Genomic DNA, 23,755 nt, shown 5'->3' with positions numbered 1-23,755 from the left:
CGGGGCGAGCTGTCCGTCCGGACCGGGTCGTCGGGGCGAGCGTCCGCCCGGTGGCCGTTCAGGCGGCGGGCGGCTCGGCGCGTGGCAGGTTCAGGCGGCGGGCGGCTCGGCGTGGCCGTTGGCGGCGCGGCGGGCCCGCCAGCGCTCGCCGAGCGAGTCAAGCTCCTCCTGGACGAAGACGAAGAAGTCCCGCATCTCGCCCACCCGTGCGCCGCCCGGGGTGGCCGTGCCGCCCAGCGCGTCGGCGCCCGCGTCGGCGATGTCGATGAAGTTCTTGTAGAGGCCGGTCTTGGTGATGGTCCCCTCGTACCAGGGGTCGTCCGGCATCCGGTAGTGGTCCCGCCGGGAGCGGGGGACCGGTTCGCGCACCAGCATGCCGAACTGGGTCAGGTGGCGGACCGCGCCGGAGACGGCCGCCGCGCTGACGCCCAGCCGCTCGCCGATCTGCGCGGCGGTCAGTGGGCCGTCGGCGCTCATCACGGTGAACAGGACCCGCCCCGCCATCCGGGGGAAGCCGACGTCGGCCCAGGCCATCGCCATCCGTTCCACGAAGAGGTGGACCTCATCGTGCCGGCCGGGGTGGCGGTCGTCAGGCATCGGCTCGGTGCTCCTCGGGTGTCGGTGGTGCAGGCGATGGTGCCGTACCGGACACATGCTTCACAACATTGTGAAACAAGCGTAGCTTCTGAATTATGGAAACCCCGATAGCGGTGACCGGCCTGGTGAAGACCTTCGGCCGCACCCGGGCCCTCGACGGGCTCGACCTGAACGTCCGGGCCGGTGAGGTGCACGGCTTCCTCGGCCCGAACGGCGCCGGCAAGTCGACCGCCATCCGGGTGCTGCTCGGGCTGCTGCGGGCGGACACGGGGGCCGTCCGACTGCTCGACGGCGACCCGTGGCGTGACGCCGTCGCGCTGCACCGCCGCCTGGCGTACGTGCCGGGCGACGTCACCCTCTGGCCGCAGCTCTCCGGTGGTGAGGTGATCGACCTGCTCGGGCGGATGCGCGGCGGGCTCGACCCGAGACGCCGCGCCGAGCTGCTGGAATCGTTCGAGCTGGACCCCCGCAAGAAGGGGCGCACCTACTCCAAGGGCAACCGGCAGAAGGTCGGCCTGGTCGCCGCGCTCGCCTCCGACGTCGAACTGCTCCTCCTCGACGAGCCCACCTCCGGGCTGGACCCGCTGATGGAGGAGGTGTTCCAGCACTGGATCGACCGCGCCCGCCGCGACGGCCGCACGGTGCTGCTGTCCAGCCACATCCTCGCCGAGGTGGAGGCGCTCTGCGACCGGGTGACGATCATCCGCAACGGCCGTCACGTCGAGACCGGCACCCTGACCGAGCTGCGCCACCTGCACCGCACCGCGATCGACGCCGAGCTGGCCGGCCCGATCGACGGTCTGGCCACCCTGCCCGGCGTGCACGACCTGCGGGTCGACGGGGAGCGGGTCCGCTTCGCCGTCGACACCGTCGCGCTGGACGCCGCGCTGCGCCGGCTCACCGAGATCGGCGTCCGCAGCCTGGTCAGCCAGCCGCCGACGCTGGAGGAGCTGTTCCTGCGCCACTACGAGACACCCGCCGCCGACCCGTCCGCCGCCCCCGCCAGCGCCGCGTCGGGTGGGGACCGGCCGACCGGGGTACGGCGGTGAGCGCCCTCACCGGCACCGGGCACCTGGTCCGGCTGATCCTGCGCCGGGACCGGGTCGTCCTCCCGCTCTGGGTGCTGCTGCTGGCCGTGCTGCCGGCGTCGTACGCGGCCAGCTTCGCCACCCTCTTCCCGACCGCCGCCGAGCGGGCCGCGTACGCCACCGGCACCGCCCGCAGCCCGTCGGTGGTGGCCCTGCTCGGCCCGGTCTACGGCGACAGCACCGGCGCGCTGACCGCCCAGCGCGGCGGCTTCCTCCAGGTGATCGTCGGGCTGGCCGCCCTGCTCACCGTCATCCGGCACACCCGCACCGAGGAGGAGGCCGGCCGGCGGGAACTGCTCGGCGCGACCGTCCTCGGGCGGTACGCCGGCCTCACCGCCGCGCTGCTGACGACGTACGCGGCCAGCCTGCTGCTCGGCCTGCTCACCGCCGGCGGGTTGGCCGCTACCGGGCTGCCGGCGGCCGGCTCCCTGGCGTACGGGCTGTCGGCGGCGCTGGTGGGGGTGGTCTTCGCCACGGTGGGCGGGTTGGCCGCCCAGCTCACCGAGACCGCCGGTGGGGCCCGGGGGACCGCCGTCGGGGTGCTCGGGGTGACGTTCGCGCTCCGGCTGGTCGGCGACACCGCCCGCGACGAGTGGCCGAGCTGGCTGTCCCCGCTGGGCTGGGCGCCGCGTATCCGCGCCTACGAGGGGGAACGCTGGTGGGTGCTGGCCCTGCCGGTCGCCTTGACGGTGCTGCTCGCCGTGGTGACGTACCCGGTCGCGGTGCGGCGGGACATCGGTGCCGGCGTGCTGCCGTCCCGGCGTGGTCCGGGCCGGGCGGGGCGGGCGCTGTCCGGGCCGTTCGGCCTGGCCTGGCGGCTGCACCGGGGCCTGTTGCTGGGCTGGTCGGTGGGCTTCGGCCTGCTCGGGGCGACCGTCGGTGGGGCGGCCGAGGCGGCCGGTCGGTCGGTCGCCGGCAACGCCGCGCTGGAGCAGATGATGGCCCGGCTGGGCGGGGCGTCGGGGCTGGCCGAGGCCTACCTGGGGGCGTCGTTGGGGATAGCCGGGCTGGCCGCCGCCGGCTACGGCATCCAGGCGGCGTTGCGGACGCGGTCGGAGGAGGCCGCCGGGCGGGTCGAGCCGGTGCTGGCCACCGGGGTGCGCCGGTCGGCCTGGCTCGCCTCGCATCTGGTGTTCGCCCTGCTGGGGCCGGTGGTGGTGCTGGCGGTGACCGGGCTGGCGGCCGGGCTGGCCTACGGGTCGAGCATCGACGACGTGCCGGGCCAACTGCCCCGGCTGCTCGGTGCCGGCCTGGCGCAGGTGCCGGCGGCCTGGCTGCTGGCCGGGCTGGCGGTGCTGCTGTACGGGCTGCTGCCCCGCCTCTCCCCGACGGCCTGGGCGGTGCTCGCGGTCTGTGTGCTGCTCGGTCAGCTCGGTGCGGTGCTGGAGCTGAGCCAGTGGCTGCTGGACCTCTCGCCGTTCACGCACACCCCACAGGTGCTGCGGGCCGGTTGGAGCGCCACCCCGTTGCTGACGATGACCGGGCTCGCCGGGCTGTTCGCGGCGACCGGGCTCGCCGCCTTCCGCCGCCGCGACGTGCCCACCACCTGACGGGACGCGCCCAACCACCTGACGCGGGCCGCCGTCCGCGGCGGCCCGCGTCAGGTGGTTGGGCGTGGATCAGCTCAGGTGGTGGGCACGTCGCGGATCATCAGGGCGGAACGGAGGCCGGTGATGTCGAGGACGCGGAGCAGGAAGTCGCCCACGTTGCTCAGGATCAGCAGACACTGGGAGTGACTGGCCTTGCGACTGAGCACCACCAGGGTGCCCAGGCCCTGCGAGTCGCAGAAGGTCACCCCGGCCAGGTCGAGCACGATGCGCGGTGGAGGATCGGCGAGCACCTCGTTCACGACGGTCGACAGCTGGGCTGCGGTGAGCATGTCGATCTCACCGGCCAGGCGCAGCACCACTTCGTCGCCCGTCCGGTGTACCGTGATGGACAGTTCGGCACGATCCACCCGGCCAGCCTATCGCGATCTCGGCGTCCCGGCCCGGCGAGGCGGTCCACCGTGCGGGTGACGGCACCCGGCCACCGGCGGCCCGCGCCCGCCCGGCGGGTGAGCCGGGTAACCCCGCCCCGGGGTGCCTGCCGATTCCCCGTCCGGCGCTGACACAATGGCCGCATCGTGACCAATACCTTTTCCGCCGGCACCGGTCGCTACCCGGCCGACGCACCGGCCTCCGAGGCCCTGTTCGACCGCGCCCTGGCCATCGTGCCCGGCGGGGTGAACTCACCCGTGCGCGCGTTCCGTGCCGTCGGCGGCACCCCGCGCTTCATGGTCCGGGGGGAGGGGCCCTGGCTGTACGACGCCGACGGGCGGCGCTACGTCGACCTGGTCTGCTCCTGGGGGCCGCTGATCCTGGGCCACGCCCACCCCGAGGTGGTCGAGGCGGTGCGGGAGGCGGCCACCCTGGGCACCAGCTTCGGCACCCCCACCCCGGGTGAGGTGGAGCTGGCCGCCGAGATCGTCGACCGGACCCCGGTGGAGCAGGTCCGGTTGGTCAACTCGGGCACCGAGGCGACCATGTCGGCGATCCGGCTGGCCCGGGGGTTCACCGGCCGGTCCAAGATCATCAAGTTCGCCGGCTGCTACCACGGCCACTCCGACGGGCTGCTCGCCGCCGCCGGCTCCGGCGTCGCCACCCTCGGCCTGCCCGACTCGCCAGGGGTCACCGGCGCGGCGGCCGGCGACACCATCGTGCTGCCGTACAACGACCTCACCGCGGTCGAGGCGGCGTTCGCCGCGCAGGGACCGGACATCGCGGCGGTCATCACCGAGGCCGCCGCCGGCAACATGGGCGTGGTCGCCCCGCGCGACGGCTTCAACTCCCGGCTCGCCGCGCTCGCCCACACCCACGGCGCGCTGCTCATCGTCGACGAGGTGATGACCGGGTTCCGGGTCTCCCGCTCCGGCTGGCACGGCATCGACCCGTCCGACGCCGACCTGTGGACGTACGGCAAGGTGATGGGGGGCGGGCTGCCCGCGGCGGCGTTCGGCGGGCGCGCGGAGATCATGTCCCGGCTCGCCCCGGCCGGCCCGGTCTACCAGGCCGGCACCCTCTCGGGTAACCCGCTGGCCTGTGCCGCCGGCCTGGCCACCCTGCGGCTCGCCGACGACGCGCTCTACCGCCGGCTCGACGACACGGCCGCCGTCGTGGGCCGGCTGGCCGCCGACGCACTGGCCGCCGCCGGGGTTCCGCACCGCCTGTCGTACGCGGGCAGCATGTTCTCGATCTTCTTCACCGACGCCGACGTGGTCGACTACGACAGCGCCCGCACCCAGCAGGTGCCCGCGTTCAAGGCGTTCTTCCACGCGATGCTCGCCGCCGGTGTCTACCTGCCGCCGAGCGCGTTCGAGGCGTGGTTCGTGTCGGCGGCGCTCGACGACGCCGCCCTGGAGCACATCGCCGCCGCCCTGCCGGACGCGGCGACGGCAGCGGCAGCGGCAGGCCACGGGGGGTAGACACCAGTGAGCGCGAGGAGTGAGCCGGGTTTGCGAGCCCCGCAGTCGCGAACGGGGGGGATGCCGGTGAGCGCGAGGAGTGAGCCGGGTTTGCGAGCCCCGCAGTCGCGAACGGGGGGGATGCCGGTGAGCGCGAGGAGTGAGCCGGGTTTGCGAGCCCCGCAGTCGCGAACGGGGGGGATGCCGGTGAGCGCGAGGAGTGAGCCGGGTTTGCGAGCCCCGCAGTCGCGAACGGGGGGGATGCCGGTGAGCGCGAGGAGTGAGCCGGGTTTGCGAGCCCCGCAGTCGCGAACGGGGGGGATGCCGGTGAGCGCGAGGAGTGAGCCGGGTTTGCGAGCCCCGCAGTCGCGAACGAGGGGGATGCAGTGAGCAAGACCGTCGTCCACGTGCTGCGGCACGGCGAGGTGTACAACCCGGACCGGATCCTCTACGGCCGGCTGCCCGGCTTCCGGCTCTCCGAGCTGGGCGTGCAGATGGCCAAGGCCGCCGCCCAGGCGGTCGCCGAGCGGGAGGTCGTGCACGTGGTGGCCAGCCCGCTGGAGCGCGCCCAGCAGACCGCCGAGCCGATCGCCGCCCAGTTCGGGCTCCCGGTCGGGGTGGACGAGCGGCTGATCGAGAGCGCCAACTGGTTCGAGGGCAAGAAGGTGTCGCCGGGCGACGGCTCGTTCCGCGACCCGCGTAACTGGTGGGTGCTGCGCGACCCGGTGACCCCGAGCTGGGGCGAGGCCTACCGGGCCATCGCCGAGCGGATGTTCGCCGGGCTGCACGCCGCCCGGGTCGCGGCCGAGGGGCGCGAGGCGGTCATCGTCTCCCACCAGCTCCCGATCTGGACGCTGCGCCGCTATGTCGAGCGCAAGCGGCTCTGGCACGATCCGCGTCGCCGGGAGTGCGGGCTGGCCAGCCTCACCTCGTTCCACTTCGACGGGGCCAAGGTGGTCGGGATCGGCTACTCCGAGCCGGCCGCCCACCTGATCGCCATGTCGTCGACAGCCCGGACGGCCAAGGGGGCCTGAGATGCGTTTCCGGAGGCCGCTGGCCGTCCTGCTCGCCGCCGTCACCGCCGGGGCGGCGCTGGTCGGCTGCTCCTCCGGCACCGACGAGAGCCGGTGCGCCAACGACGGCGGCATCGTCCACTGCGCCCCCGACCAACGCTCCGCCGCCCCGACGATCGCCGGTGACCTGCTCACCGGCGGCCGGTACGACACCACCCAGGCCCGGGGCCAGGTGGTGGTGCTCAACTTCTGGGGTTCCTGGTGCGCGCCCTGCCGGGCCGAGGCCGACGACCTGGAGGCCACCTACCAGGCCACCAAGGGCTCCGGGGTGACCTTCCTCGGCATCAACGTGCAGGACAGCCGGGACAAGGCGGTCGCCTTCGAGGAGGGCCGGGTCACCTACCCGAGCCTGTTCGACCCGGCGAGCCGGCTGGCGCTGGCGCTGGACATCCCGCCGAACACCATCCCGGCCACCGTCGTGCTGGACCGGCAGGGCCGGGTCGCCACCGTGATCCGGGCCGCCGTCACCACCGACGGGCTGCGACCGATCGTCGAGCGGATCGCCGCCGAAGAGCCGGCGTCGACCGGTTCCCGCTGATGGGCGAGACGTTCCGCGAACTCGCCCAGTCCGGCCCGCTGCTGCTGGCCATCGGCGCGGCGGCGCTCGCCGGGCTGGTCAGCTTCCTCTCCCCGTGCGTGCTGCCGCTGATGCCCGGCTACCTGTCGTACGTGACCGGCCTGGCCGGCACCGACCTGGAGGGCCGCGCCCGGGCGACCGCCCCGGCCGGCGCGGACCCCGCCCCGACCGGCGGTGATCCGGCCCCGACCGGCGGGTCGGCATCCGGCGGCGGGGTGGCGGTGGCGACCCGGGCGGCGGCCCGGCCGGTCGCGGCGGTCAAGGGCCGGGTGTTGGCCGGGACGCTGCTGTTCATCGCCGGCTTCACCGTCGTCTTCACCGCCACCGCGATCCTCTTCGCCGGGTTCGGCCGGATCTTCTTCGACTACGAGCGCACCTTCCAGGTCGTCATCGGCGCGCTGATCGTGCTGCTCGGGCTGAGCTACCTGGGCGTGCTCCCGGGGATGCAGCGGGAGCTGCGCATCCGGCGGCTGCCCGCCGCCGGCCTGCTCGGTGCGCCGGTGCTCGGCGCGGTCTTCGCGCTGAGCTGGATGCCGTGCACCGGCCCGACGCTGGGCGCGGTGCTCGGGATGGCCGCCACCGGCGGGCAGACCGACCGGGCCGTGGTGCTGGCGGTGGCGTACTGCCTCGGGTTGGGGTTGCCGTTCGTGGTCTTCGGGCTGGGTTTCCACCGGCTGCTCGGGGTGTTCCGCGCGGTCCGCCGCAACAGCCGCTGGGTGACCCGGATCGGCGGGGTGCTGCTGATCCTGATCGGCCTGGCGCTGGTCACCGGCGGCTGGCAGAACTTCGTGATCTGGTTGCAGACGACCGTCGGCCCCGGCGAGGTGAGCATCTGATGACGACCGTGGACGACCGGCCGGCCAGCCCACCCGCCGAGGCCCCCCGCCGGCCGAACCCGCTGCTCGCCCTGCTGCGCAACTCGTGGCGGCAGCTGACCAGCATGCGTACCGCGTTGATCCTGCTGTTCCTGCTCGCGGTCGCGGCCATCCCCGGCTCGGTGCTGCCGCAGCGCGGGGTCAACCTGGAGAACGTCAACCGGTACTTCGTCGAGCACCCGGAGCTGGCCCCGCAGCTCGACCGGATCGGCGCGTTCGAGGTGTTCGGCTCGGTCTGGTTCTCCGCCATCTACCTGTTGCTGTTCACCTCGCTGGTGGGCTGCATCCTGCCCCGGATGCGCGATCACCTGCGGGCGCTGCGGTCCCGGCCGCCGGCCGCGCCGAAGCGGATGGACCGGCTGCCGCAGCACACCGTGCTGGAGGCGCCGGGCGCCGCCGACCCGCAGGCCATCGCCGCCGTGCTGCGTCGCCGCCGGTGGCGGGTCGAGGTGCGCGGCAACGAGGTCTCCGCCGAGAAGGGCTACCTCAAGGAGACCGGCAACCTGCTGTTCCACACCTCGCTGGTGGCCATGCTGCTCGGGGTCGCGCTCGGCTCGTGGTACGGCTGGCACGGCAACCGCCTGCTCGTCACGGGCGCGGACAACGCCTTCTGCAACACCCGCCAGCAGTACGCCGAGGCGAAGCTCGGCCCCCGCGTGGACAGCGCCGACCTGCCGTCGTTCTGCCTCACCCTGGACAGGTTCGACGCCCGGTTCCTGCCGTCCGGGCAGCCGGAGAGTTACCGTGCCACGGTGACCGTCGACCGCCCGGACGGCTCGGACCGGCGGACCGCCGACTTCTCGGTCAACTCGCCGCTGCGGCTCGGCCCGGCCAACGTCTACCTGCTGGGCCACGGCTACGCCCCGATCCTGCGGTACACCGACCGGTACGGCCGCAGCCAGACCAGCACGGTGCCGTTCCTGACCAGCGGCGACGCCAACCTCACCAGCGAGGGGGTGGCCGCCTTCCCGGACGCCAACGTCGACCCGGCGACCGGCCGGCGGGACGCCAACCAGCAGGTCGCCTTCGAGGGGCTCTACCTGCCGACCGCACCGGACACCGCGCCGTTCGCGTCGTCGCGGTTCCCCGAGGAGCGCAACCCGGCCGTGGTGCTGGCCGCCTACCGGGGCAACCTGGGGCTGGACGCCGGCATCCCCGGCTCGGTCTACCAGCTCGACCAGCGCCAGGTGACCAACGGCAAGCTCAAGCAGGTGGGCAACAGGAAGCTGGCCCCGGGCGAGACGTGGACCCTGGACGACGGCAGCAGGCTGGAGTTCCTCGGCACCAAGCGGTACGTCACCCTCTCCGTCCGGCACGACCCGGGCGAGAAGTTGATGCTGGGGGCCTGCGTGGTGCTGCTGGTCGGGCTGATGGGGTCGCTGTTCGGCCGGCGGCGGCGGGTCTGGTTCCGGGTGACGCCCCCCGACAGTGGATCTCCGACGAGCGGTAGTAGTTTGGTGGCGGCCGGTGGGCTGCCGCGCACCGAGCATCCAGGGTTCGCCGACGAGTTCGCGTCCCTCGTCGCGGCGGTACGCGACGACGGGCGGCCCGACCGGCCGGCGCGAGAGGGAGTCGAGTGATGTCCGCAGTCTCCGACCAGTTGGTGACGTTCGCGATCCTGGTGTACCTGGTCGCGATGATCAGCCACGCCGTCGAGTACGCCCTGGGCAACGTCCGTGCGGTGGCGGCCCGGGTCGCCCCGGCCCGGGAGCTGGTCGGCGCGGGCGTCGGTGGGCCGGCTGTCGACAAGGTCGACGGCCCGGCACCCGGTGACACCACCGCGCCGCCGTCGAGCCGGCCGAGCCGTTCGGCGGGGCGGGCCCGGCTGGCCGGCCGGATCGCCGCCGGGCTGACCGTCCTCGCCGCCGCGCTGCACCTCGGCGCACTGGTCACCCGGGGGATCGCGGCCGACCGGATGCCCTGGGGCAACATGTACGAGTTCGTGCTGACGGTCACCTGGATCGGGACCGCCGCCTGGCTCGTGGTGCTCGGGAAGCGGCCGTCGCTGCGCCGGCTCGGGCTGTTCCTCACCCTGGTCATGGTGCTGCTGCTGGCCTTCGCCGAGCTGAAGCTGTACGTCCCGGTGGTGCCGCTGATGCCGGCGCTCCAGTCGTACTGGTTCATCATCCACGTGTCGACGATCGTCTTCTCCTCCGGCATCTTCCTGCTGGGCGTGGTGCCGGCGGTGTCGTTCCTGCTGCGCAACGGCTACGAGCAGGGGCGGCGCAGCTTCCCGTACACGCTGGCCCGGCGACTGCCCGGGGCGGCCGACCTGGAGCGGCTGACCTTCGCGCTGCACGCCTTCTCGTTCCCGATCTTCACGTTCGCGGTGATCGCGGGCGCGATCTGGGCCGAAGCGGCCTGGGGTCGGGCCTGGGGCTGGGATCCGAAGGAGACCTGGGCGTTCATCTCCTGGGTGGTCTACGCCGGTTACCTGCACGCCCGCGCCACGCCCAGCGTCCGGCGCAACGTGGCGACCTGGATCGCGGTGCTCGGCTTCCTGACCGTGCTGATGAACCTGTTCGGGGTGAACTTCTTCTTCACCGGCCTGCACTCGTACGCCGGGGTGGAGTGAGTCGGCCGGTGAGCACCCGGTCGACGCCCAGGGTCACCTGGTAGGCGACCTCCGGCAGGTCGGCCAGGTCGAGGTGATCGGCGCGCAGGGCGAACTGGGCGTGCAGCTCCCGGGCCACCGCGTCGCGGATCTCCCGCTGGAGCGGGGAGAGACCGTCCGGATCGCCCACCGTGTACGCGTCGTCCATGCGTCCATCCTCGGCCGGAGGAACCCGGTGTGTCGACCCCGCACCGTCTGCAAAACGTATAACTACACTTCTAAGAAGTGTAGTTATACGAGCTGCGGAGGCCGTGATGCATGAGCTTGCGAAGCCTGCGGGGATCTTCGACCGGGAGATCGAGTGGGCGGAGCTTGCCCGCTTCGCGGCGGACGAGCGCCCCGGTGCGACGCTCGGCGTAGTGAGCGGACGTCGTCGGCAGGGCAAGACGTTGCTGCTCTACGAACTCGCCCGGAGCAGCGGCGGCTTCTACTTCGGTGCCACGGAGGCGACGTCGACCGAGTCGCTCCGGCGGCTCGGGGAGGCGCTCGGCGCGTTCGTGGGTGCTCCCGGCCCGGTGCGGCTTCCGGACTGGGCGGCGGCTGTGGACGCGCTGCTCGCCCTCGGCAGCGACCGGCCGGTGCCGGTGGTGATCGACGAGTTTCCCTACCTGGTACGGGCGGCACGGGATCTGCCGTCGATCATCCAACACGCACTGACTCCGGGACGGCCGGAGCGCACCGGATCCCGCGCCCGCCTGTTGCTGTGTGGCTCTGCCCTGTCCTTCATGGGCGGCCTGCTCGCCGGCTCGGCACCGCTGCGCGGCCGGGCCGGGCTGGAGTTGCCGGTCCGGCCCCTGGACTACCGGGCGGCGGCCGCCTTCTGGGGGCTCGACGATCCGCTGTTGGCGGTGCGGGTCTTCGCCATCGTCGGCGGGACGCCCGCCTACCGACGCGAGTACGTGCAGGACGACGCACCCTCCGGTCCGGCGGACTTCGACCCGTGGGTGGTCCGCGCCGTGCTGAATCCGGCGCGACCATTGTTCCGGGAGGCCCGGTATCTGCTCGCGGAGGACCCCGATCTGCGGGACGCAGCGCTGTACCACTCCGTGCTCGCCGCCGTGGCGGAGGGGAACGCCAGCCGGGGTGGGATCGCGGGCTACATCGGGCGCAAGGCCACCGACCTGCAACACCCGCTCTCCGTCCTGGAGGACGCCGGATTGTTGGTCCGGGAGCCCGACCTCCTGCGTACCGGCCGCAGCAACTATCGGATCACCGAGCCGTTGATCTCCTTCTACCAGGCGGTGATGCGGCCTGCCTGGACAGCGTTGGAGCAACGGCGTGGTCTGGAGGTCTGGCGACGATCGCAGCGCCGGTATGCGAGCGCCATCCTGGGGCCGAGGTTCGAGGAGATCGTCCGGCAGTGGGCGGTGCGCTTCGCCGATCCGGATCTGCTGGGGGGTGCGGTGGCCGAGGTCGGCGCGGCCACCCTCACCGACTCGGCGAGCCGGACCAGCCACGAAATCGACCTGGTGGCGCTCGGTGAGCCGCCGATGGGGGACGGCCCGCGCCCGTTGCTGGCGATCGGTGAGGTGAAGTGGGGGCGTCGGCTGGCTCTTTCGGACCTCGGACGGCTGACGCGCCTGCGGGACCTCCTCCGGGGCAGGTCCGGAGTCGACGCCGACGGTACGCGCCTGCTCCTGGTGAGCGCCGAGGGCTTCACCGAAGAACTCGTCCAGGTCGCGTCCGCCCGACCGGACGTCGTGTTGGTCGATCCCGGGGTGCTCTACGACGTCGAGCGCTGACGTGGACCCCGGGTCGTCGGCCGCTTGACGATCGACCTGCCGCGGTGCCTCGCTCAGGTGAGATCGAGGGCCCGGGCGAGGGCGTCCACCTGGGCGGGATCGTCGGCGTAGCAGTACAGGACGAGTTCGTCGGCGCCGAAGGCGCGGTAGGCGGCGACGGTGTCGAGGAGTTCCTTCGGATCGGCGATCGGAACGCCCCAGTCGTCGCGGCCGTAGTAGGCGGCGATGGCTGCGCGAGCCGGTGCGGCGGCCGAGCCGAGGGCGACGTTCACCTGACAGACGAGCCGAGGACGACCGCTGCGCCCGACGGCGGTCCATTCGTCCTGAACGGTGCGGACCAGCCGGTCGGCCCAGGCGAGGGGTGCCGCGCACAGGAAACCGTCACCATGACGGGCAACCCGCCGTAGTGCGACGGGCGCGAACGCACCGATGAGGATGGGTGGCCCGCCAGGGATGCCGGGTCGTGGGCCGATGGTCGTGTTCTGGTAGGGCTTGCCGTGCCAGATCCGGCGCAGTTCGGTGAGCTGGGTCTCCAGGTGCCTGCCCCGGGCGGTGACGGGGGTGCCGGCAGCGGCGTGGTCGTCCTCGCGACCGCCGATGCCGATGCCGAGCGTGAATCGACCGCCGGACATGACGTCGAGGGTGGCGACCTGTTTGGCCAGCAGGGCGGTGGCGCGCAGCGGGCCGAGCAGCACCTCGGTCTGCAACCGGATCCGGGACGTAGCGCCGGCCAGCACGGACAGTGCCACGAGCGGTTCGGGGTTGTGGTAGGCGAGCCGGTCGAGTAGGGCGAGGGTGTCGAATCCGGATGACTCCGCACGTCGTGCCCAGTCGGTGAGCACGCGTGGGGTGCCGATCGGCAGACCGAGGCCGAGTTGCATGGGGTGTTCTCCTTGGAGATGGGCAGCATTCAACGGCTGTCGCCCTCTCCTGCCCGCGTAGGAGCGGGATCCCCGGCTCTTCCTGCGACGTACTCCCCGAGCCGGGATACGGAGTTCCGGTTCAAGAGACTACCGCTCCGTTCCGGGCCAGTCACCCGACGGGCACCCCCACGCAGCTCGCGCGGGTCGGGCGGTCAGGTGCCGAACCAGCCGGGGACGTCGAGGCGGAAGGTGTCCGGCGGGGTGACCGTGCGGAGGTCGTCCTCCAGGGCGGCCACCCGCTCCGCGCCGAGCCGGGCCACCCAGCGTTCCCGGAGCGCGTCGAAGACCGTCGCCGAGCGGCGTAGTCCGTCGACGCCCTTTTCGGTCATCCGGATCAGTTTGCGGCGGGCGTCGGCCGGGTCGTCGGCGCGTTCCAGGTAGCCGAGGGCGACCAGCCGGTCGACGGTCTTGCCGGCGGCCTGCTTCGAGACGCCGAGGCGGTGGCCCAGGTCGGACGCGGTGGTGCCCTGTGCGCCGACGGCCTGGAGCACGAAGCCGTGTGCCGGCCGCAGCTCGGGGTGCCCCTGCCGGGCCAGCTCGGCGTGCAGGTCGTCGACCAGGCTGCGGAAGCCGGCGAGCAGCAGCAGGGGCAGCACGAAACCGGGCCGCTCGGGGTCACCCGTCGACATGTTCGACAACCTGGTTTACTGTTTCGACAACCACGTTGACTATCGTACGTGAGGGGTACCGCCATGTCCCGACCGACCTTCACCGTCCACACCCTCGACACCGCGCCCGACGCCGCCCGGCCGACCATGGCCGGCGTACGGCGGAAGCTCGGCCACCTGCCTGGCGCGGTCGGTCTGATGGCCGAGTCCCCCGAACTGCTCAGGGGGTTCCTGACCGCACCGCGACCTTCGAGGCCACCGACCTCGCACCGGTCGAGCGGGAGGTGGTGGTGTTGACCGTCGCCGCCCGCAACCGGTGCCACCTCTGCGTGGCGATGCACACCGCCACCCTGACCCGGCTGGGCACCGCCGCTGACCTGATCGCCGCGCTGCGCGACGGCACCGAGCTGCCCGAACCCCGGCTGGCGGCGCTGCGCCGGTTCACCGTCGCCGTCCTCGACCACGCCGGTGACGTGCCGGACGACGAGCTGACCGCCTTCCTCGACGCCGGCTACCGGCCCCGGCACGCCCTGGACGTGGTGCTCGGGGTCGGGACGTACACCATCTCGACCCTCGCCAACCGGCTCACCCGCGCCCCGCTCGACCCGCCCCTGACCGCGTACGCCTGGGGGCCGGCCCTCTGATCGCAGCTCCACAGCGGGCGTATTACAACGTGTTACGCTTTGGGGGTGTCGGATCGCGAGTACGTCTGGACCGACGAGGGCCTGGACAACGCCAGCCGCAACGGCGTCGGCGTAGACGACGACCCAGGCGCTGTACGCCCCGTCGGGCCTACGCCACGAGCGCGTTCTCGGGGATCTGCTGCTCATCATCATGGGGATGGCCGACAGTGGTCGAGTGATCGCCGCACTGTGTGACCGCATCGGTGCGACGAGCACATACAAGATCATCGGAGCTCGGGCACTGCGCGGCGCAGACCTCGACGAATGGAGGAGGCGAGTCCTATGACCGAGCCGGACTTTGAGCGGATGACCAAAGACGAGGTCGTGGCATGGTTCCAGCAGACCGACAGCCTGGCGCCGGTCATCAGGTCCATGACGGCGACTCCAGCCTCCGGCACCGCACCCGAGGCACCGATGGCGCTGGTCAGCACCCGGCTGCCGGTGGTGCTGGTGAAGCACCTTGACCGCCTCGCCGAGCAGACCGCAATCCGTCGCTCCGACATCATCCGCGACGCTCTGACCAGGTACGTGGCCATGCGCACCGAGCCGGTGAGCCACGACGAAGCCGAACACGCCCTTGACGTGCTGCGCCGTATCGTCACCGCCCGAACCACCGAAGGCCGGGCAGACGCGGCATAACCCTTCGGCGAGGCACCTTCGCCGCACGACGCCGGGCCGGTACGCGCCACCAACGCCTGGTCGGGTCGTCGAGGAAGACGAAGCCCCGAAGACCGACATCCGGGTCGGCCTGATCTCGCCGGACCGGGGCTGTCAGTCGTGCAGGAAGGGGAGCAGCAGAGCGGTGAGTTCGGCGGGGCGCTCCTCGAACAGCCAGTGGCCGCAGTCGGCGACCACCCGGCCGTCGACCGTGCGGGCGTAGCGGCGAACCTGTTCGGCGACCTGCCCGCCGAGGCTGGCCGCCGCGCCGACGGCCAGCACCGGCATCGGCAGCGGATTCTTCCGGTACGCCGTGTTGTCCGCGACGTCCTGCGCGAAGGCCCGGAAATAGTCGAAGCTGGCCCGCAGGTGCCCCGGGTCGCTCAGGTGCCTCGCGTACTCCTCGATGTCGTCCGCGCCGATGCTGCCCTTGTGCACCATGATCGAGTCGGTGAAGCGGTCCACCCAGCGTGCCTCCCGGCCGGTGACCAACTCCTCCGGCAGGCCGTTGGTGAGGTTGAAGAAGCCGAAGTTCCACACCGCCGGACCGGCCTCGGTCAACGCGGGAAACGTGTAGATGCTCTCGTCCGGGATCGGTGCCTCGGTCAGCACCAGCCGGGACACCGTGTCGGGGTGCGCGGCGGCGTAGGCGTACGCGACCATGGTGCCCACGTCGTGGCCGACCAGCCGGATGTCGTCGGCCAGGCCCAGCCCGGTCAGCAGCCCGTGCAGGTCGGCGGCGACGGTCAACTTGTCGTACCCGTCGGGTGGGGCGTCGCTGCCGCCGAAACCGCGCAGGTCGGGGGCGACCACGTGGTACGTCGCGGCCAGCTCCGGCAGCAGCCCCCGCCACATCCGCCAGCACTGCGGATAGCCGTGCAGCAGCACCAGGGTCGGCCCCCGGCCGCCCCGGACGTAGTTGATCGCCACGTCACCGACCTGCGCCCGCTGCTCGGTGAACCCCGCCGGAACCCGCCCGTCGCCCATCCCCGCCCCCGTCCCGACGTCGACGGCTGGCACCCGCCCACCGTCACCCGTGCAACGAGCAACCGTCGGCCGGAGAGACGCGCCTCCCGCGCGGGAAGGCGTGCCGGCTCGGATGGGGGAGGCGCTCGCCGAGATGTTCTTGGCAGGAAGTGGCCCCTATGGGGGCCGTTTCTTTCCAAGATCTCTGCGCGGGGGCGGGCGTCAGCTCGCGCGGGGGCGGGCGTGGGTGTGCGGGGGGCGGGCCTGGGTCTGCGCGAGGGGTGGGCGACGGCTCGGGTGGGGGAGGCGTGGTGGTTCGGGTGGGGAGGCGCACACCGCTGGGGCGTACCCGGCGTGGGCGGGGCCGGTGGGGGTGCGGGAGACTGGCCGTATGGCGGCTCGTGGCTTCCCGTACACCGATCTCAAGGACTTTCTCGCGGCGCTGGAGCGGGCGGGCGAGCTGCGGCGGGTGACCGTCCCGGTGGACCCCACGCTGGAGATCAGCGAGGTGGTCACCCGGACGGTCCGGGCCGGCGGGCCGGCGCTGCTGTTCGAGCGGCCCACCCGGGGTGAGATGCCGGTGGCGATCAACCTGTTCGGCACCGAGAAGCGGATGGCGATGGCGCTCGGCGTCGACTCGCTGAACGAGATCGGTGACCGGATCGGCGCACTGATCAAGCCGGAGCTGCCGGTCGGCTGGTCCGGCATCCGCGAGGGCCTCGGCAAGGTCATGCAGCTCAAGTCGGTGCCGCCGCGCAAGGTGAAGACCGCCCCCTGCCAGGAGGTGGTCTACTCCGGCGACGACGTCGACCTGGGCCGGCTGCCCGGCCTCCAGGTCTGGCCCGACGACGGCGGGATCTTCCACAACTACGGGCTGACCCACACCAAGCACCCGGAGACCGGCAAGCGCAACCTCGGGCTCTACCGGCTCCAGCAGCACTCCCGCAACACGCTCGGCATGCACTGGCAGATCCACAAGGACTCCACCGCCCACCACGCGGTCGCCGAACGGCTCGGCCAGCGGCTCCCGGTCGCCATCGCCATCGGCTGCGACCCGGTGGTCAGCTACGCCGCCTCCGCGCCGCTCCCCGGTGACATCGACGAATACCTGTTCGCCGGGTTCCTGCGCGGCGAACGGGTCGAGATGGTCGACTGCCTGACCGTGCCGTTGCAGGTGCCGGCGCACGCGCAGATCGTGCTGGAGGGCTACCTGGAGCCCGGCGAACGGCTGCCCGAGGGGCCGTTCGGCGACCACACCGGCTTCTACACCCCGGTCGAGCCGTTCCCGGTGCTGCACGTCGAGACGATGACCATGCAGCGCAAGCCGGTCTACCACTCGATCGTCACGTCCAAGCCGCCGCAGGAGGACCACGGCCTCGGCAAGGCCACCGAGCGGATCTTCCAACCACTGCTCAAGCTGATGATCCCGGACATCGTCGACTACGACCTGCCGGCCGCCGGGGTGTTCCACAACTGCGCCATCGTGTCGATCCGCAAGCGCTACCCGAAGCACGCGCAGAAGGTGATGAACGCGATCTGGGGCGCGCACCTGATGTCGCTGACCAAGCTGATCGTGATCGTCGACGAGGACTGCGACGTGCACGACTACCACGAGGTCGCCTTCCGGGCCTTCGGCAACGTCGACTACGCCCGCGACCTGCTGCTCACCGAGGGGCCTGTCGACCACCTCGACCACTCGTCCTACCAGCAGTTCTGGGGCGGCAAGGTCGGTGTCGACGCGACCCGCAAGCTGCCCACCGAGGGCTACACCCGGGGCTGGCCGGAGGAGATGACCATGTCGCCGGAGGTCGCCGCCCTGGTCGACAAGCGCTGGAAGGAGTACGGCATCTGATGGCCACCGCCGTCGCGCCGGCCCCCCGCCCCGGCCGGGTCACGTCGTTCCTCAAGCTCGTCGCGATCGAGCACTCCGTCTTCGCGCTACCGTTCGCCTACCTGTCGGCGCTGACCGCGATGCAGGTCAACGGTGGTCGGATCCGCTGGCTCGACCTGCTGCTGATCACCGTGGCGATGGTCGGCGCACGGACGTTCGCCATGGCCGCCAACCGGATCCTCGACCGCAGGATCGACGCGCGGAACCCGCGTACCGCCGGCCGGGAACTGGTCACCGGGGCGGTGAGCGTGCGGACGGCCTGGACCGGCGCGGCCGTCGCCCTGGTGGTCTTCCTCGCCGCCGCCGCCCTGCTCAACCCGCTCTGCCTGGTGCTCGCCCCGCTCGCGGTGATCCCGCTGGTCGTCTACCCCTACGGCAAGCGGTTCACCGACTGGCCGCACGCCATCCTGGCGGTCGCTCAGGCGGTCGGCCCGGTCGGCGCCTGGCTCGCCGTCACCGGCACCTTCGCCGGCTCGTGGCCGGCCTGGCTGCTCGGCGCGGCCGTCGGCCTGTGGATCGGCGGCTTCGACCTGATCTACGCCTGCCAGGACGACGAGGTCGACCGGCAGATCGGGGTACGCAGCGTCCCCGCCCGCTACGGCCGGAGCTTCGCGCTGCACGCCTCCACCGTGGCGCACGTGGTGACGTTCGCGTTGTTCATCTGGTTCGGTGCGCTGGTCGGCTTCGGCTGGCCCTGGTGGATCGGGCTGGCGCTGACCGCGGTCGCCTTCGGCTACCAGCACGTGGTGGTCACCCCGACCGACCTCAGCAAGGTCAACCGGGCCTTCTTCACCGCCAACGGTTTCGTCGGTATCGCCCTGTTCGTCTTCGCCCTGCTCGACCTGCTGCTCCGCCTCGGCCTCCGCCCCTGACCCTCCCTCCGTCCCGTCCTTCCTCGCTCCCTCGCGCCGTCGGTTCCTCGCGGTGATCAAGAGGTTTGCGTCAGGTGATCAAGAGGTTTGCGTCAACTTTGATCTTCAAGTTGACGCAAACCTCTTGATCACCGGGGCGGGCCGGGGCGGGCCGGGGCGGGCCGGGGCGGGCCGGGGCGGGGGCACTGTCAGGGGTGGGGGTGGGTGGGGTAGCGGGCGCTTTCCAGGGTCCAGTCGATGGTGCCGCGGACGGCGTTCGCCACCCCGTCGAGGTGGGCGGTGACAGCCTCGTCCAGCCCCGGACCGAACGACGGGACCGCCGCGCGCTGCGCCTGGAACCGGACCATGGTGTCCCGCCATCGCTCGCCGACCAGCTCCACCGCCGCGTCCACCGGCACGTTCCGCTCGGTAGCCAGCGCCAGCACCAGGTTGTGCCCGCCCGAGGTGGTCCGGTCCCGCTCCATCGAGGCGAGGTCGTTGTACCAGGAGAGCAGGTCGTTGCCGAGGACGCGGATCTGGTGGAGCAGCGGATGGTGGTAGACCGCGTCCGGCAACGTCCGGTCACCGACGAACTCGATCAGCGGGTACGACACGTAGGCCGCCGAGGTGGCCCGGCGCAGGCTCACGTACTCGCCCACCCCGGGTGCCCGCCCACTCTCCTTCGCCACGGCCTCCCGCCGGGTGCCGTCCAGGTGGTCGCCCACCGCGTCGGCGAACCGCAGCCGCCAACGGGCCGGCATCCGTCGTCGGGGCGTCCGCCACGCCTCCACCAGGAGCCGCCGCAGCGGCCCGCCGAAGCCGGGGTGCCGTCGTCGCGGACCGTCGTGCAGCAGGGTCAGCACCCCCGCCCGTAGCACCCGGATCTGCTCCGCAGGCAGCCGGTCCGGCCCGTCGCAGGCGTCGTCCACCAGGAAGAACCAGGTGAACAGCGCGGTCACGGTACGCAGGTCCGGTTCGCTCGCGTCCGGGTACAGCCGGCCGGCGTACCGGGCGAAGCCGGCCCGGTCGAGCCGGCTCATCGCCTCGGCGTCCAGCGGGAAACCCCACCGGGGCAGCCGGTCCAGCAGCCACTCCTGCACCTCGTCGGCGTGCGGGGAGAGCCGGGACGGGATCGGGCATGCCGACCGTAACGACCAGAGGACCTCGCCGACCATGACCGGTGCCTCCCCCGTTCGGTGTCGATCAGCCGATCGCAGCATCGCAGGTCGTTCTCCGGCGTGCCGCCCGGGTCCGGACGGTGGGGCTGGGTTTGGGGTTTTGAGTAGGGTTTGGGTGGTGGAGCCCGGCCCACCTGCGGTGTCCGGGTGGCGGCGCGGGTTGCGGTGATGGGCTCCGGGTGGCGGCGCGGGTTGCGGTGATGGGCTCCGGGCGGCGGGGCGGGTCCGGTGGGCGGGGTGGGGGCGGTGTTTCCGGGGGTGCGCGTCGCCCGCCGGGGTACACCAGGCAGGCTGGACGGATGCGTGAACCATGGGTGGTGGGGGTGTCCGGGGCGTCCGGTACCCCGTACGCGGCGGCCGTCGTCCGGGGTCTGCTCGACGCGGGACAGCCGGTGGACCTGATCGTCTCCCGGGCCGCCCGGCTGACGGTCCTCGACGAGACCGGCCGGCCGTTCCGGGACGCCCACTGGGCCGAGGACCTCGCGGGCTGGCTGGGTCGGGATCTCGCCCCCGACGACGTGCGGCACTGGCCCGCCGGTGACATCGCCGCCGGCCCGAGCAGCGGCTCCTACCGGGTACGGGGGATGGCGGTGGTGCCGGCCAGCACGGCGGCCTGCGCGGGCATCGCCATCGGACTGTCAAAGGACCTGCTGCAACGCGCCGCCGAGGTCAACCTCAAGGAACGGCGTCCGGTGGTGCTGGTGCCCCGGGAGACCCCGGTGACCCGGAGCCACCTGGAGCACCTGATCGCACTGCACGACGCCGGTGCGGTGGTGCTGCCGGCCAGCCCCGGCTTCTACGGCTCGGGGGCGTCCGCCACCGCGGCGCAGCTGGTCGATTTCGTGGCCGGCAAGGTGCTGGACGCCCTCGGCGTACCGCACACGCTGTTCCGGCGTTGGTCGGGCGAGTTGGCCGCGGAACGCTGACCGGGCCGCTCGACCGCTCCCGCCGCTCGACCGCTCCCGCCGCTCGACCGCTCCCGCCGGTCGCCCGGTCGGCTCTCACCGGGTCGTCGCCCGGTCAGCGGAGGCGGGCCGGACCTCTCGGCCGGCCCGCGCGCCCGTCTCGCACCATTCAGTACATCCCGGCATTGGCCGGACCCGGCCCGGTCGAGGCGGCAGGCCCCACATTACGTGGTTTGCCCATATCGTCCGCCTCGTCCAACATGCCCTCCCCTTCCAGCAGGGCCCGCACCTCGGATTCCCGAAACCGGCGATGCCCGCCTGGAGTCCGGATGCTGCCTATCCGGCCGGCCGCCGCCCAACGCGTCACCGTCTTCGGGTCCACCCGAAACAACGCAGCGACCTCACCCGGTGTCAGCAGGCGATCTCCAGTGTCCACAGCCCCCTCCTCGCGTCGACGAAGCCCTCGGCTGAACACACTGCCCCCGGCCGGTGCGAGCCCAGAGCCGTCATGAGGGACGTATGGCAATTACAGCACCAGCGAACTGGCCTGTCCGCCAAACGCGAAAAACGCACGGAGTGAGAAGTTAGTAAATGGTACCGGCGCGGCACTCCCTTGACCGTCGGTCTGCGAACTGTCACCTGCTGTCATGTCCAACGGATGCCGGTCGTAGGACGTTACGCCGCAACGGATAGGCTCACCCTCCGTGGACACGATCGACCGGAGCCTCGTCGAACTGCTGCGCGGTAACGCCCGTCTGTCGTACGCCGAGCTGGCCCGGCAGGTCGGTCTCTCCGCGCCCGCGGTGCACGAACGGGTCGGCAAGCTGGAGTCCAGCGGCATCATCCGGGGGTACCGGGCCGAGGTCGAGCCGGAGGCGATCGGGCTCGGGGTGACCGCGCTGATCGGCATCGTCGAGGACTCCGGCGGGGACACCGACGACGTGCTGGAGACGTTCCGGCAGATGCCCGAGATCGAGTCCTGCTACTTCATGGCCGGCGTGGAATCCTTCCTGCTCAAGGCCCGGGTCGGCACCATCGCCGAGCTGGAGCAGTTGATCGTCCGGCTGAGCCGTACCCCCGGGGTGGCCTCCACCCGCACCGGCATCGCGCTGTCGACCAAGTGGGAGAACCGGCCACCGCCGATCGAGTCACCCGGCTCCTGACCGCCCGGCACGCCACCCGCCGGCCCACACCACCCCACCACCTGCCCGTCCCACTCCACCGCCCGCCGGCCCAGTCCGCCGGCCGTACGCGCGACGTGGCCGACCCGCACCCCGGCGGCGCCGCCGGGTTGCCCGGAACCCGAGCTGACCTCGCTTGTAACGTTGCCGGCGTGACTCACTTGGACCGGTGCGACCAGGCCAGTCGGGTGTGGGTGACCGAGGCCATCGCCGCGGTCGAGGCCGACGCCAACCGGTCCGCCGACACCCACCTGCTCCCGTTCCCGCTGCCCCGGCAGTGGGGGATCGACCTCTATCTCAAGGACGAGTCGGTGCACCCCACCGGCTCGCTCAAGCACCGGCTGGCCCGGTCGCTCTTCCTCTACGGGCTCTGCAACGGCTGGATCGGGCCGTCGACCACGGTGATCGAGGCGTCCTCCGGCTCCACGGCGGTCTCCGAGGCGTACTTCGCCCGGATGCTCGGGCTGCCGTTCGTCGCGGTGATGCCCGCCTCCACCTCGCCGGAGAAGATCACCCAGATCGAGTTCCACGGTGGGCGCTGCCACCTGGTCGACGACCCGGCCAAGGTGGTGGTCGAGGCGCGCTGGCTCGCCGAGGACAGCGGCGGGCACTTCATGGACCAGTTCACCTACGCCGAGCGGGCCACCGACTGGCGGGGCAACAACAACATCGCCGAGTCGATCTACGCGCAGCTCGCGCTGGAGCGGCACCCGGTGCCGGCGTGGATCGTGGTCGGCGCGGGCACCGGCGGCACCAGCGCCACCATCGGCCGGTACGCCCGCTTCCAGCGCCTGCCCACCAAGCTCTGCGTGGTGGACCCGGAGAACTCGGCGTTCTACCCGGCCTGGCAGGCCGCCGACTGGTCGGTAGACACCGGCCGGGGCTCCCGGATCGAGGGGATCGGCCGACCCACCGTCGAGGCGTCCTTCCTCCCCTCCGTGGTGGACCGGATGACCCAGGTGCCCGACGCCGCCTCGCTGGCCGCCATGCGGGCCGGCTCGGCGGTGCTCGGCCGGCGGGTCGGCGGCTCCACCGGCACCAACCTGTGGGGGGCGTTCGGGCTGATCGGGGAGCTGCTCGCGCAGGGCCGGACGGGCTCGGTGGTCACCCTGATCTGCGACGCCGGGGACCGGTACGCCGACACCTACTACGACGACGACTGGGTGGCGGGGCAGGGTCTCGATCTCGCCCCGCACCGGGCCACCGTCGACCGCTTCCTGACCACCGGGACCTGGCCGACCTGACCCGGCCGGCCGCAGCGGTCAGCTCAGCTCGGCCAGGCCGGGGTAGTGCCGGACCACGCCGGTGTCGTCGACCGTCAACTCGGCGCGGAAGGTGTCGCTCGCGAAGCCCACCCGCCCCGGCCCGAGCGCCGTGTAGACCTGCTCGCCGGCGACCACCTCCAGGCTCGGCACCAGCACCCAGGCCACGGTGATCCGGTGCTCGGTGCTGGAGGCGGCCCCGGCCAGCCCCAGCCGGCGGATCGGCAGGGTGTTGAACAGCGCCGAGCCGCCCAGGTCGACGTCGAGGGCCTCGTGCAGCCGATCGGTGTCCTCGATGCCGGGCAACCCCGTCGGTGGCCTGCCGGCGGCACGCAGCGCCGCGTCCAGGTCGCCCTGCTCGCCGGTCCGCACCCGCCACCCGTCGGCGCCGCGCTCCAGCCGTACGGTCCGCGACCAGCCCGCCCCCTCGACCTCCACGGCGAGCGAGGTGGTGGTCCCGTCCGCCTCGGTCGCCAGCCGGTAGCGGCAGGTGTAGGGGATCGGGTCGACGGCCAGTTGGGTGCCGTACGCGGCGAACCCGGGACCGGCCCCGTCGTCGAGGACGGCGTGCTCGGCCCCGGCGGTGTCCGTCCGGCTCCAGAAGAGTGACCTCGGCATGCTCCGGACGTTACGCCAGCCGGG

The 23,755-nt window shown here is 72.5% G+C and carries 26 protein-coding genes; 17 read left to right on the top strand and 9 right to left on the bottom strand.

Annotated elements, in window-relative coordinates; translation table 11 throughout:
• Positions 1–90 precede the first annotated feature (90 nt).
• Positions 91–597 (bottom strand): GbsR/MarR family transcriptional regulator, encoded by a 507-nt coding sequence (locus GA0070623_RS16800; protein ID WP_067314894.1) that lies wholly within the window; start codon positions 595–597, stop codon positions 91–93.
• Between the two features lie 95 nt (positions 598–692).
• On the opposite strand from GA0070623_RS16800, the gene GA0070623_RS16795 reads away from it, so the two are divergent.
• Together GA0070623_RS16795 and GA0070623_RS16790 are read left to right on the top strand one after the other, a co-directional pair.
• Positions 693–1,646 carry an ABC transporter ATP-binding protein gene (locus GA0070623_RS16795; RefSeq protein WP_067314892.1) on the top strand — a complete coding sequence of 318 codons (954 nt, stop codon included), beginning with the start codon at positions 693–695 and terminating at the stop codon, positions 1,644–1,646.
• Positions 1,643–3,235: an ABC transporter permease gene (locus GA0070623_RS16790; RefSeq protein WP_067314889.1), complete on the top strand. Its 1,593-nt coding sequence runs from the start codon at positions 1,643–1,645 to the stop codon at positions 3,233–3,235. Before GA0070623_RS16795 ends, GA0070623_RS16790 begins: the two co-directional genes overlap by 4 nt.
• A gap of 74 nt (positions 3,236–3,309) precedes the next feature.
• Here GA0070623_RS16790 and GA0070623_RS16785 read toward each other — a convergent pair whose 3' ends face one another.
• The gene (locus GA0070623_RS16785; RefSeq protein ID WP_067314887.1) at positions 3,310–3,642 is read right to left on the bottom strand and encodes an STAS domain-containing protein; all 333 of its coding nucleotides are present in this window, start codon (positions 3,640–3,642) and stop codon (positions 3,310–3,312) included.
• 168 nt (positions 3,643–3,810) lie between these two features.
• Here GA0070623_RS16785 and hemL point away from each other — a divergent pair, with 168 nt between their 5' ends.
• The 6 genes from hemL to ccsB all read left to right on the top strand — a co-directional run bounded on the left by hemL (position 3,811) and on the right by ccsB (position 10,227).
• Positions 3,811–5,148 carry a glutamate-1-semialdehyde 2,1-aminomutase gene (gene hemL / locus GA0070623_RS16780; protein WP_067314884.1) on the top strand — a complete coding sequence of 446 codons (1,338 nt, stop codon included), beginning with the start codon at positions 3,811–3,813 and terminating at the stop codon, positions 5,146–5,148.
• Positions 5,149–5,513: 365 nt separating this feature from the next.
• The gene (locus GA0070623_RS16775; protein ID WP_067312243.1) at positions 5,514–6,161 is read left to right on the top strand and encodes a histidine phosphatase family protein; all 648 of its coding nucleotides are present in this window, start codon (positions 5,514–5,516) and stop codon (positions 6,159–6,161) included.
• Position 6,162: 1 nt separating this feature from the next.
• On the top strand, positions 6,163–6,738 hold the full coding sequence (locus GA0070623_RS16770; protein ID WP_067312246.1) for a TlpA family protein disulfide reductase: 576 nt from the start codon (positions 6,163–6,165) through the stop codon (positions 6,736–6,738).
• Positions 6,738–7,613, top strand: coding sequence for a cytochrome c biogenesis CcdA family protein (locus GA0070623_RS16765; RefSeq protein WP_067312249.1), 876 nt, complete (start codon positions 6,738–6,740; stop codon positions 7,611–7,613). The genes GA0070623_RS16770 and GA0070623_RS16765 overlap by 1 nt, the downstream gene beginning before the upstream one ends.
• Positions 7,613–9,232 carry a cytochrome c biogenesis protein ResB gene (gene resB / locus GA0070623_RS16760; protein WP_067312252.1) on the top strand — a complete coding sequence of 540 codons (1,620 nt, stop codon included), beginning with the start codon at positions 7,613–7,615 and terminating at the stop codon, positions 9,230–9,232. The genes GA0070623_RS16765 and resB overlap by 1 nt, the downstream gene beginning before the upstream one ends.
• Complete coding sequence (gene ccsB, locus GA0070623_RS16755) at positions 9,232–10,227, top strand: c-type cytochrome biogenesis protein CcsB (protein ID WP_067312255.1); 996 nt, start codon at positions 9,232–9,234, stop codon at positions 10,225–10,227. The genes resB and ccsB overlap by 1 nt, the downstream gene beginning before the upstream one ends.
• On the opposite strand, the gene GA0070623_RS16750 is transcribed toward ccsB, so the two are convergent.
• Entirely contained in the window at positions 10,193–10,414 is a 222-nt protein-coding gene (locus tag GA0070623_RS16750) for a hypothetical protein (RefSeq protein ID WP_067312258.1), read from the bottom strand. The two genes, ccsB and GA0070623_RS16750, sit on opposite strands and share 35 nt — an antisense overlap.
• A gap of 106 nt (positions 10,415–10,520) precedes the next feature.
• Here GA0070623_RS16750 and GA0070623_RS16745 point away from each other — a divergent pair, with 106 nt between their 5' ends.
• A complete protein-coding gene (locus tag GA0070623_RS16745) occupies positions 10,521–12,008 on the top strand; it encodes an ATP-binding protein (RefSeq protein WP_067312261.1) in 1,488 nt (495 codons plus the stop codon).
• Positions 12,009–12,061: 53 nt separating this feature from the next.
• Here GA0070623_RS16745 and GA0070623_RS16740 read toward each other — a convergent pair whose 3' ends face one another.
• Together GA0070623_RS16740 and GA0070623_RS16735 are read right to left on the bottom strand one after the other, a co-directional pair.
• Positions 12,062–12,889 (bottom strand): LLM class flavin-dependent oxidoreductase, encoded by an 828-nt coding sequence (locus tag GA0070623_RS16740; RefSeq protein WP_089004088.1) that lies wholly within the window; start codon positions 12,887–12,889, stop codon positions 12,062–12,064.
• Positions 12,890–13,083: 194 nt separating this feature from the next.
• A complete protein-coding gene (locus GA0070623_RS16735; RefSeq protein ID WP_067312268.1) occupies positions 13,084–13,560 on the bottom strand; it encodes a MarR family winged helix-turn-helix transcriptional regulator in 477 nt (158 codons plus the stop codon).
• 63 nt (positions 13,561–13,623) lie between these two features.
• Here GA0070623_RS16735 and GA0070623_RS31045 point away from each other — a divergent pair, with 63 nt between their 5' ends.
• From GA0070623_RS31045 to GA0070623_RS16725, 3 genes are all read left to right on the top strand, one after another.
• Positions 13,624–13,836 carry a hypothetical protein gene (locus tag GA0070623_RS31045; RefSeq protein WP_231932407.1) on the top strand — a complete coding sequence of 71 codons (213 nt, stop codon included), beginning with the start codon at positions 13,624–13,626 and terminating at the stop codon, positions 13,834–13,836.
• Positions 13,833–14,183, top strand: coding sequence for a carboxymuconolactone decarboxylase family protein (locus GA0070623_RS31040; protein ID WP_231932406.1), 351 nt, complete (start codon positions 13,833–13,835; stop codon positions 14,181–14,183). The genes GA0070623_RS31045 and GA0070623_RS31040 overlap by 4 nt, the downstream gene beginning before the upstream one ends.
• 321 nt (positions 14,184–14,504) lie before the next feature.
• Complete coding sequence (locus tag GA0070623_RS16725; protein ID WP_157517590.1) at positions 14,505–14,861, top strand: ribbon-helix-helix protein, CopG family; 357 nt, start codon at positions 14,505–14,507, stop codon at positions 14,859–14,861.
• Between the two features lie 132 nt (positions 14,862–14,993).
• On the opposite strand, the gene GA0070623_RS16720 is transcribed toward GA0070623_RS16725, so the two are convergent.
• Positions 14,994–15,899, bottom strand: a complete 906-nt coding sequence (locus tag GA0070623_RS16720; RefSeq protein WP_231932394.1) for an alpha/beta fold hydrolase — start codon at positions 15,897–15,899, stop codon at positions 14,994–14,996.
• 337 nt (positions 15,900–16,236) lie between these two features.
• Between GA0070623_RS16720 and GA0070623_RS16715 the strand changes: the two genes are divergently transcribed.
• Both GA0070623_RS16715 and mqnP read left to right on the top strand, forming a co-directional pair.
• Positions 16,237–17,697, top strand: a complete 1,461-nt coding sequence (locus GA0070623_RS16715) for a menaquinone biosynthesis decarboxylase (RefSeq protein WP_067312277.1) — start codon at positions 16,237–16,239, stop codon at positions 17,695–17,697.
• Positions 17,697–18,608, top strand: coding sequence for a menaquinone biosynthesis prenyltransferase MqnP (gene mqnP / locus GA0070623_RS16710; protein ID WP_067312279.1), 912 nt, complete (start codon positions 17,697–17,699; stop codon positions 18,606–18,608). Before GA0070623_RS16715 ends, mqnP begins: the two co-directional genes overlap by 1 nt.
• Positions 18,609–18,796: 188 nt before the next feature.
• Here the strand turns inward: mqnP and GA0070623_RS16705 are convergent, their stop codons facing one another.
• On the bottom strand, positions 18,797–19,762 hold the full coding sequence (locus tag GA0070623_RS16705; RefSeq protein ID WP_067312282.1) for a terpene synthase family protein: 966 nt from the start codon (positions 19,760–19,762) through the stop codon (positions 18,797–18,799).
• Positions 19,763–20,064: 302 nt separating this feature from the next.
• On the opposite strand from GA0070623_RS16705, the gene GA0070623_RS16700 reads away from it, so the two are divergent.
• Positions 20,065–20,691, top strand: a complete 627-nt coding sequence (locus GA0070623_RS16700; protein ID WP_067312284.1) for a UbiX family flavin prenyltransferase — start codon at positions 20,065–20,067, stop codon at positions 20,689–20,691.
• Positions 20,692–20,839: 148 nt separating this feature from the next.
• On the opposite strand, the gene GA0070623_RS16695 is transcribed toward GA0070623_RS16700, so the two are convergent.
• Positions 20,840–21,106, bottom strand: a complete 267-nt coding sequence (locus GA0070623_RS16695; RefSeq protein ID WP_084261470.1) for a BldC family transcriptional regulator — start codon at positions 21,104–21,106, stop codon at positions 20,840–20,842.
• A 268-nt stretch (positions 21,107–21,374) separates the two neighbouring features.
• Here GA0070623_RS16695 and GA0070623_RS16690 point away from each other — a divergent pair, with 268 nt between their 5' ends.
• Together GA0070623_RS16690 and cds1 are read left to right on the top strand one after the other, a co-directional pair.
• Positions 21,375–21,833, top strand: a complete 459-nt coding sequence (locus GA0070623_RS16690) for an Lrp/AsnC family transcriptional regulator (protein ID WP_067312287.1) — start codon at positions 21,375–21,377, stop codon at positions 21,831–21,833.
• A 170-nt stretch (positions 21,834–22,003) separates the two neighbouring features.
• Positions 22,004–23,095 (top strand): L-cysteine desulfhydrase Cds1, encoded by a 1,092-nt coding sequence (gene cds1, locus GA0070623_RS16685; RefSeq protein WP_067312290.1) that lies wholly within the window; start codon positions 22,004–22,006, stop codon positions 23,093–23,095.
• Positions 23,096–23,113: 18 nt separating this feature from the next.
• Here the strand turns inward: cds1 and GA0070623_RS16680 are convergent, their stop codons facing one another.
• Positions 23,114–23,731, bottom strand: coding sequence for a putative glycolipid-binding domain-containing protein (locus GA0070623_RS16680; RefSeq protein WP_067312293.1), 618 nt, complete (start codon positions 23,729–23,731; stop codon positions 23,114–23,116).
• Positions 23,732–23,755: the final 24 nt, after the last annotated feature.

It is taken from the genome of Micromonospora rifamycinica, assembly GCF_900090265.1.
GTDB lineage: Bacteria > Actinomycetota > Actinomycetes > Mycobacteriales > Micromonosporaceae > Micromonospora > Micromonospora rifamycinica.
This window is presented reverse-complemented; position numbering and strand designations above follow the sequence as displayed.

Coding starts and splice junctions, on each gene's coding strand:
- GA0070623_RS31045 (WP_231932407.1), top strand. CDS start 13,624: ATGTCCCGACCGACCTTCACCGTCCACACCCTCGACACCGCGCCCGAC.
- GA0070623_RS16750 (WP_067312258.1), bottom strand. CDS start 10,414: ATGGACGACGCGTACACGGTGGGCGATCCGGACGGTCTCTCCCCGCTC.
- GA0070623_RS16795 (WP_067314892.1), top strand. CDS start 693: ATGGAAACCCCGATAGCGGTGACCGGCCTGGTGAAGACCTTCGGCCGC.
- GA0070623_RS16705 (WP_067312282.1), bottom strand. CDS start 19,762: ATGGTCGGCGAGGTCCTCTGGTCGTTACGGTCGGCATGCCCGATCCCG.
- GA0070623_RS16725 (WP_157517590.1), top strand. CDS start 14,505: ATGACCGAGCCGGACTTTGAGCGGATGACCAAAGACGAGGTCGTGGCA.
- ccsB (WP_067312255.1), top strand. CDS start 9,232: ATGTCCGCAGTCTCCGACCAGTTGGTGACGTTCGCGATCCTGGTGTAC.
- GA0070623_RS16715 (WP_067312277.1), top strand. CDS start 16,237: ATGGCGGCTCGTGGCTTCCCGTACACCGATCTCAAGGACTTTCTCGCG.
- GA0070623_RS16735 (WP_067312268.1), bottom strand. CDS start 13,560: ATGTCGACGGGTGACCCCGAGCGGCCCGGTTTCGTGCTGCCCCTGCTG.
- GA0070623_RS16745 (WP_067312261.1), top strand. CDS start 10,521: ATGCATGAGCTTGCGAAGCCTGCGGGGATCTTCGACCGGGAGATCGAG.
- mqnP (WP_067312279.1), top strand. CDS start 17,697: ATGGCCACCGCCGTCGCGCCGGCCCCCCGCCCCGGCCGGGTCACGTCG.
- GA0070623_RS16680 (WP_067312293.1), bottom strand. CDS start 23,731: ATGCCGAGGTCACTCTTCTGGAGCCGGACGGACACCGCCGGGGCCGAG.
- GA0070623_RS16770 (WP_067312246.1), top strand. CDS start 6,163: ATGCGTTTCCGGAGGCCGCTGGCCGTCCTGCTCGCCGCCGTCACCGCC.
- GA0070623_RS16740 (WP_089004088.1), bottom strand. CDS start 12,889: ATGCAACTCGGCCTCGGTCTGCCGATCGGCACCCCACGCGTGCTCACC.
- GA0070623_RS16800 (WP_067314894.1), bottom strand. CDS start 597: ATGCCTGACGACCGCCACCCCGGCCGGCACGATGAGGTCCACCTCTTC.
- resB (WP_067312252.1), top strand. CDS start 7,613: ATGACGACCGTGGACGACCGGCCGGCCAGCCCACCCGCCGAGGCCCCC.
- GA0070623_RS16765 (WP_067312249.1), top strand. CDS start 6,738: ATGGGCGAGACGTTCCGCGAACTCGCCCAGTCCGGCCCGCTGCTGCTG.
- GA0070623_RS16700 (WP_067312284.1), top strand. CDS start 20,065: ATGCGTGAACCATGGGTGGTGGGGGTGTCCGGGGCGTCCGGTACCCCG.